Source organism: Inconstantimicrobium porci (assembly GCF_009696465.1).
GTDB classification, from domain to species: domain Bacteria; phylum Bacillota; class Clostridia; order Clostridiales; family Clostridiaceae; genus Inconstantimicrobium; species Inconstantimicrobium porci.
Map to the genome: position 1 here is coordinate 157,914 of NZ_VULX01000004.1, position 7,174 is coordinate 165,087.

Sequence of the window (7,174 nt, forward strand, 5' to 3'; positions counted from 1 at the left end):
AACTGTTCATTTCTGTTTAAATTGTCGTTGACATATAAAAGTAGTTGATTTACAATAAATGATATAATTAAATAAGCACATTGAAGAAGAATAAGTAGTAATAGTGTTCTTTTAAGAAAGATGGTGGTTGATGCGAACCATTAAGAAATTATTATGAATGGCGCTTCTGAGTGAATTTGTTAAAGATGGGCTGATGCCAAGAAGGGTGGAACCGCGGAAAAAGAATTTTCGTCCCTTTAAGGTATAAGGCTTTTTTTTATTGTTAAAAATAAAAATTCTGTTTATTTTATTTTGGAAATAAACGGAAATGAATAAATGGAGGTATGAAAAATGGCAGTAGAAAAGACTATGGATAAAATAGTAGCTCTATGCAAGAACAGAGGATTTATATTCCCTGGATCTGATATATACGGAGGTCTTGCAAACTCATGGGATTACGGTCCTCTTGGAGTTGAATTTAAAAACAATGTTAAAAAGGCATGGTGGAGAAAGTTTATACAGGAAAGTCCTTATAATGTTGGACTTGATGCTGCAATTCTTATGAATCCAGAAACTTGGGTCGCTACAGGACACGTTGGTGGATTCTCAGACCCATTAATGGACTGTAAGGAATGTAAGACAAGATATAGAGCTGATAAACTTGTTGAAGATCACATGACTGAAAGTGGTGCGGAAGTTGCTTCTGCTGATGGTTGGACAAATGAACAGCTTAAGAACTACATAGAAGAACATAATATCGTATGTCCTAACTGTGGAAAGATGAACTACACAGATATAAGACAGTTCAACTTAATGTTCAAGACTTTTGCTGGTGTAACTGAAGATGCTAAGTCAGAAATATACTTGAGACCAGAAACTGCTCAGGGTATATTTGTTAATTTCAAACAGGTACAGAGAAGCTCAAGAAAGAAAGTTCCATTTGGTATAGGACAGATTGGTAAGTCGTTTAGAAATGAAATAACACCAGGAAACTTTACATTTAGAACAAGAGAATTTGAACAGATGGAACTTGAATTCTTCTGTAAGCCAGGAACAGATCTTGAATGGTTTGAATACTGGAGAAATTATTGTGAAAAATTCTTACTAAGCTTAGGAGTACAGAAAGATAACTTAAGATTAAGAGATCATGCTAAGGAAGAATTATCATTCTACTCAAAAGCAACAACAGATATAGAATATTTATTCCCATTTGGTTGGGGAGAACTTTGGGGTATAGCAGATAGAACTGACTATGACTTAAAGAGACATATGGAGCATTCAGGAAAAGATTTAAGCTACAGTGATCCTGTAACTAATGAAAAGTATGTACCATATTGTATAGAACCATCACTAGGAGCAGACAGAGTTACTTTAGCATTCCTTATAGATGCATATGATGAAGAAGAGCTTGAAGGTGGAAATGTAAGAACAGTATTACATTTACATCCAGCTCTAGCTCCATTTAAGGCTGCTATATTACCATTTTCTAAGAAGCTTTCAGAACAGGCTGGAGAAGTTTATGCTAAGTTAAGCAAGAAGTTCAACTTAGATTACGATGAAACAGGATCAATTGGAAAGAGATATAGAAGACAGGATGAAATAGGAACTCCGTTCTGTATAACTTATGACTCTGATTCATTAGAAGATCAGTCTGTAACTATTAGAGACAGAGATACAATGGCACAGGTTAGAGTTAAGATAGATGAACTTGAAAATTATATAGAAAGCAGATTAGATTTCTAATTTTAATTTAATGTTAGATTTATTTTCTTAAGTACTGGAGGCTGATGCATAATTGTAGCAGCCTTCTGTGTATTAATAGTAAAAATAGTCAATAATATATTTGGAATTATGCTAAAAGCAATGTGCATCAATGTTTAGGAATACAAGAGTAAATAAGAACATGGTATAATTATTAATATATTTAGATGCGGTTTTTTGGAGGATAGATATGAAGAAGGATTTTAGCGAATTTAAGAAGTTTGTAAATGGCAGAAAAATTGCCGTAGTAGGAATTGGTATAAGCAATATTCCACTTATAAAGTTCCTTGTTGAGCTTGGTGCACATGTTACTGCCTTTGATAAAAAGGATAGAGAAAAGCTTGGAGAAAAAGCTGATGAATTTGAAAAGATGGGTGTAAAGCTTGAACTTGGAGAAAGTTATCTTGATAACCTTACAGGCTTTGATATTGTATTCAAAACACCTTCTATGAGAATTGACTGCGATGCTTTAGTTAAAGCAGCTAGGGAAGGCGCATATATTACTTCTGAGATGGAGGAATTCACAAAGTACTGCAAAGCAAAAATCTTTGCTGTAACAGGCAGTGATGGAAAGACTACAACTACTACAATTATCTCTAAGCTTTTAATGCAGCAGGGACATAAGGTATGGGTAGGAGGAAACATAGGAACTCCTTTATTTGCTCACATAGAAGAGATTGGACAAGATGATATGGTTGTCCTTGAATTATCAAGTTTCCAGCTTATGACTATGGATACAGAAATGGACGTTGCTGTTGTTACGAACTTAAGCCCTAATCACTTAGATATTCATAAGGATATGAAGGAATATATTGAAGCTAAGAAAAACATATTTACACATCAAACAGAAGCAGATCTTCTTGTAGTAAATAGGGAAAACGAAATTACTTATGGTTTTGAAAAAGAAGCCAAAGGAAAAGTGGTTGAATTCAGCTCGAAGAGAAAGATAAAAAATGGAGCATACTATGAGGACGGTAAGCTTTATGTACATGGAGAATATGTATGTGATGCTAAGGATATAGTCATTAAGGGAATGCATAATGTAGAAAACTATCTAGCAGCCTTTAATGCTGTTTATGGAACTGTATCTGTTGAAAACATGAAGAAAGTAGCTGAAACTTTTGGAGGAGTTGAACATAGATGTGAATTTATAAGAGAATTAAAGGGAGTAAGATACTATAATGACTCAATAGCATCATCACCAACAAGAACTCTTGCAGGACTTAAAGCATTTGACCAGAAGGTTATCTTAATAGCTGGAGGGTATGATAAGCATTTATCATTTGAACCTTTAGCAAGAGAAGGATACAGCAAGATAAAACATTTAGTTCTTGTAGGACTGACAAAGGAAAAGATAAAACATGAATTCGATCTTTTAAAGAATGAAGGTATAAATGTACCAATAACTATGGCAGATTCATTTGAAGATGCTGTTACTAAGGCAGAAAGCATTGCGGAGAAAGGCGATATAGTAACTCTATCACCAGCGTGTGCAAGCTTTGATATGTTCCCTAACTTTGAAGTAAGAGGGAATAAGTTTAAAGAGCTTGTTAACAGTTTATAAGATATAATTGATACTTAAATAAAGATATATAGGAAAAGCACCTGATCATACTGCATCAGGTGCTTTTTTTGTATTTATGAATACCACAAGTTTGACTTGTGGTTCCGGAAAGCTTTTAGCTATGAGTAGAAAAAAATAGACCTCAATATAGAAGACAAATTATATATGGCAGATAAAGGCTGATATAGGAAGAATACTTAGATTATTGTGTGAAAGAAAAGGAGTAGAGATTATAGAAGCTAACGCTTGTCCGGATCACATACATATGCTTGTAAGTATACCGCCTAAATTGAGTGTAGCTCAATTTATGGGATATCTCAAAGGTAAGAGCTCTTTGATGATTTTTGATAGACATGCAAACATGAAATATAAGTATGGTAATAGGCAATTTTGGTGTAAGGGATATTATGTAGATACAGTAGGAAGAAATAAAAAAGTAATAGAAGAATATATTAAGAATCAAATACAAGAAGATATTGCTTATGAACAAATGAGTTTGAAGGAGTATATAGACCCGTTTACGGGTGAGCCGGTAAAAAACAGCAGAAAATAAAGCACCTTTAGGTGCAGCCGGTAAAGGTTTTGCGGTCGGCAGACCATTCAACGTGCGAGTAGCACGGCCAGCAACAAAGCCTTACAGGCGCAGAGCAAGCCACCCGTTTCACGGGTGGTCATGATTGCTATTGTATTGTTTTGCCCATGATTCTGTTTGTTTCTGTGCTTGGCGAAAAGAATATAGCGTTATCTGCAAAGTTGTAATCATTAATAGGATATTCTGTTACTGTGCTTGCAGTATAAGTTTCAGGATCTCCTGATGGTGAAGACAGTACGCTTAAGTAATTTGAATTATTTTTATTAATAAAATAAACCTTGTTCTTGTATGCTTTAAGTTTTTCACAATGATAGTCATTTATTTTTCTTGTTTCATATGATGCAGTATCTACTGTATACAATGAATCGGAATCTGATGAGTTAACTACATATAGCTTTTTTTCATTAAAACAGAAGCTTTCTACAGCGAAGTCTGTAATCTTTGTAGAGGTCTTTGTTGTAAGAGAATATGCATAAAGCTTGAAATTATCATCCGCATTCTGATAAAGTATGTATCCCTTTGATAATATGAACTTTCCTGTCTTGCTGAAAATTAGTGTTTCCTGCTTCTTTCCATCAGCAGAAACCATACATACCTTTTTGTTATTACTTTCATCTATATAGTATATATTGTTATCTGCAAAGATAAGGTTTGAAGAAGACGTATTATTGATTTTTGTCTTTTCGGAATTCTCTATATTATAAGAATAAATTTTATAGCTATCTGCAAAGTTTGAATATAAAATGTTGTTTCCATTAAGAATCATTTCTTTAGACTGTATATCCAGTGTTTTGATTATTTTATTGTAATCCATAATAGAAGATGCATCTGACCATTTATAGGTTGATACTTTAAAGTTATCTAATTCTTTTGCTGCTGCAAGGTTTTCGTTAAATTTTATAACTTCTGAAGAAGGTGTTCCAGATTCTTCTAATACAAGAGAGACTTTTGTTTGTGAGTTTTTTAAAGCATTAACGTCATTGCTATTATTAGTGGTGCTGTAAGCTGAAACTTTTGGATTTGTGTTTGTATTAACTTGAGTATTATCCTGTGGATCTGATGATGAAGCTGTTCCACAACCAGTTAATAATAAAGATAAAAGTATCAATGATAGTGATAATTTTTTCAAAAATATACCTCCGTTATTTAAAAATTCAAAATTTATTTTAGACATTAGTGTGCCGAATAAAATAATAATCTATGTTAAAGTACATAATATATTTCGTATTAAGGTACACTAAATTTAATTACATAAATATATTTTAGAAGTAATTATAGAAAATCACAATGCACAAGAATAGGAAATAAATATACAATGAAAGTAGTATATACCATAAATATACTATAAACACTACCATGTGTGTCAATGTGAGATATATTTATATAATTAAAGAAAAATAGCTTGATTTATATTCTAATTTTATATAATAGGGTTTTAGTGATAAAATGAATGATGACATCATGATATTATAAAACACGTCGCTGATGCAGATAGTTAACAAAATGAAGATTGAAAGTTAAAAATTCAAATCAAAAAAATGTTGACAAGATCTATACGAGGTGATAAGATAATCAATGTCGCCGACAGGTAGACATGAAAAAGGAACTTCTCACAAGTGAGAAGTAAGCGAATGTGCCAAATGAAGATTTGGAACACCTGCTTATGATCTTTGAAAATTAAACAGAGGAAATTAATAGTTTATACAAACTTTTTATTAGACCAGCAATTCTTTTAGTAATTAAGCTAAGATTAAGCTAAGCAATTAAACTTCAAGGCTTACAAAGATAGTTTTCAAAAGGAAACTTCTTGTGCCAAGAAGTAAGCGAACATACCAAATTAAAATTTGGAATGCCTGCTTAAATTGAGAGTTTGATCCTGGCTCAGGACGAACGCTGGCGGCGTGCTTAACACATGCAAGTCGAGCGATGAAGTTCCCTTCGGGGAACGGATTAGCGGCGGACGGGTGAGTAACACGTGGGTAACCTGCCTCATAGAGAGGGATAGCCTTCCGAAAGGAAGATTAATACCTCATAACATCATTCTTTCGCATGTTAGAATGATCAAAGGAGCAATCCGCTATGAGATGGACCCGCGGCGCATTAGCTAGTTGGTGGGGTAACGGCCTACCAAGGCGACGATGCGTAGCCGACCTGAGAGGGTGATCGGCCACATTGGGACTGAGACACGGCCCAGACTCCTACGGGAGGCAGCAGTGGGGAATATTGCACAATGGGGGAAACCCTGATGCAGCAACGCCGCGTGAGTGATGACGGCCTTCGGGTTGTAAAGCTCTGTTTCCAGGGACGATAATGACGGTACCTGGGGAGGAAGCCACGGCTAACTACGTGCCAGCAGCCGCGGTAATACGTAGGTGGCAAGCGTTGTCCGGATTTACTGGGCGTAAAGGGAGCGTAGGCGGATTTTTAAGTGGGATGTGAAATCCCCGGGCTCAACCCGGGGGCTGCATTCCAAACTGGAAATCTAGAGTGTCGGAGAGGAAAGCAGAATTCCTAGTGTAGCGGTGAAATGCGTAGAGATTAGGAAGAATACCAGTGGCGAAGGCGGCTTTCTGGACGATAACTGACGCTGAGGCTCGAAAGCGTGGGGAGCAAACAGGATTAGATACCCTGGTAGTCCACGCCGTAAACGATGGATACTAGGTGTAGGAGGGTCCAACCTTCTGTGCCGCCGCAAACGCATTAAGTATCCCGCCTGGGGAGTACGGTCGCAAGATTAAAACTCAAAGGAATTGACGGGGGCCCGCACAAGTAGCGGAGCATGTGGTTTAATTCGAAGCAACGCGAAGAACCTTACCTAGACTTGACATATTCTGCATTACTCTTAATCGAGGAAGTCCCTTCGGGGACAGAAATACAGGTGGTGCATGGTTGTCGTCAGCTCGTGTCGTGAGATGTTGGGTTAAGTCCCGCAACGAGCGCAACCCCTATTGTTAGTTGCTACCATTAAGTTGAGCACTCTAGCGAGACTGCCTGGGTTAACCAGGAGGAAGGTGGGGATGACGTCAAATCATCATGCCCCTTATGTCTAGGGCTACACACGTGCTACAATGGCAAGTACAGAAAGATGCGAACTCGTGAGGGTGAGCTAAACTCAAAAACTTGTCTCAGTTCGGATTGTAGGCTGAAACTCGCCTACATGAAGCTGGAGTTACTAGTAATCGCGAATCAGAATGTCGCGGTGAATACGTTCCCGGGCCTTGTACACACCGCCCGTCACACCATGAGAGTTGGCAATACCCGAAGTCCGTGAGCTAACG

Annotated in this window: 3 protein-coding genes, 1 rRNA gene, 1 pseudogene and 1 other annotated feature; of the genes and pseudogenes, 4 read left to right on the forward strand and 1 reads right to left on the reverse strand. The window is 36.6% G+C overall.

The genetic code is table 11. The features are described 5' to 3' along the window. The first annotated feature begins 71 nt into the window (after positions 1 to 71). Positions 72 to 239 (forward strand) — a binding site (T-box leader). A gap of 91 nt (positions 240 to 330) precedes the next feature. The 3 genes and pseudogenes from FYJ33_RS05265 to tnpA all read left to right on the forward strand — a co-directional run. Further along, on the forward strand, positions 331 to 1,722 hold the full coding sequence (locus FYJ33_RS05265) for a glycine--tRNA ligase (RefSeq protein ID WP_154530707.1): 1,392 nt from the start codon (positions 331 to 333) through the stop codon (positions 1,720 to 1,722). Between the two features lie 208 nt (positions 1,723 to 1,930). Next, a complete protein-coding gene (gene murD / locus FYJ33_RS05270) occupies positions 1,931 to 3,304 on the forward strand; it encodes a UDP-N-acetylmuramoyl-L-alanine--D-glutamate ligase (RefSeq protein WP_154530708.1) in 1,374 nt (457 codons plus the stop codon). Positions 3,305 to 3,444: 140 nt separating this feature from the next. Next, positions 3,445 to 3,857, forward strand: a pseudogene (gene tnpA, locus FYJ33_RS05275) (IS200/IS605 family transposase); the annotation flags it as partial. Between the two features lie 127 nt (positions 3,858 to 3,984). Here tnpA and FYJ33_RS05280 read toward each other — a convergent pair. Next, on the reverse strand, positions 3,985 to 5,025 hold the full coding sequence (locus tag FYJ33_RS05280) for a DUF5050 domain-containing protein (protein ID WP_206046616.1): 1,041 nt from the start codon (positions 5,023 to 5,025) through the stop codon (positions 3,985 to 3,987). A 729-nt stretch (positions 5,026 to 5,754) separates the two neighbouring features. Here FYJ33_RS05280 and FYJ33_RS05285 point away from each other — a divergent pair. After that, a 16S ribosomal RNA gene (locus tag FYJ33_RS05285) occupies positions 5,755 to 7,174 on the forward strand; the annotation flags it as partial.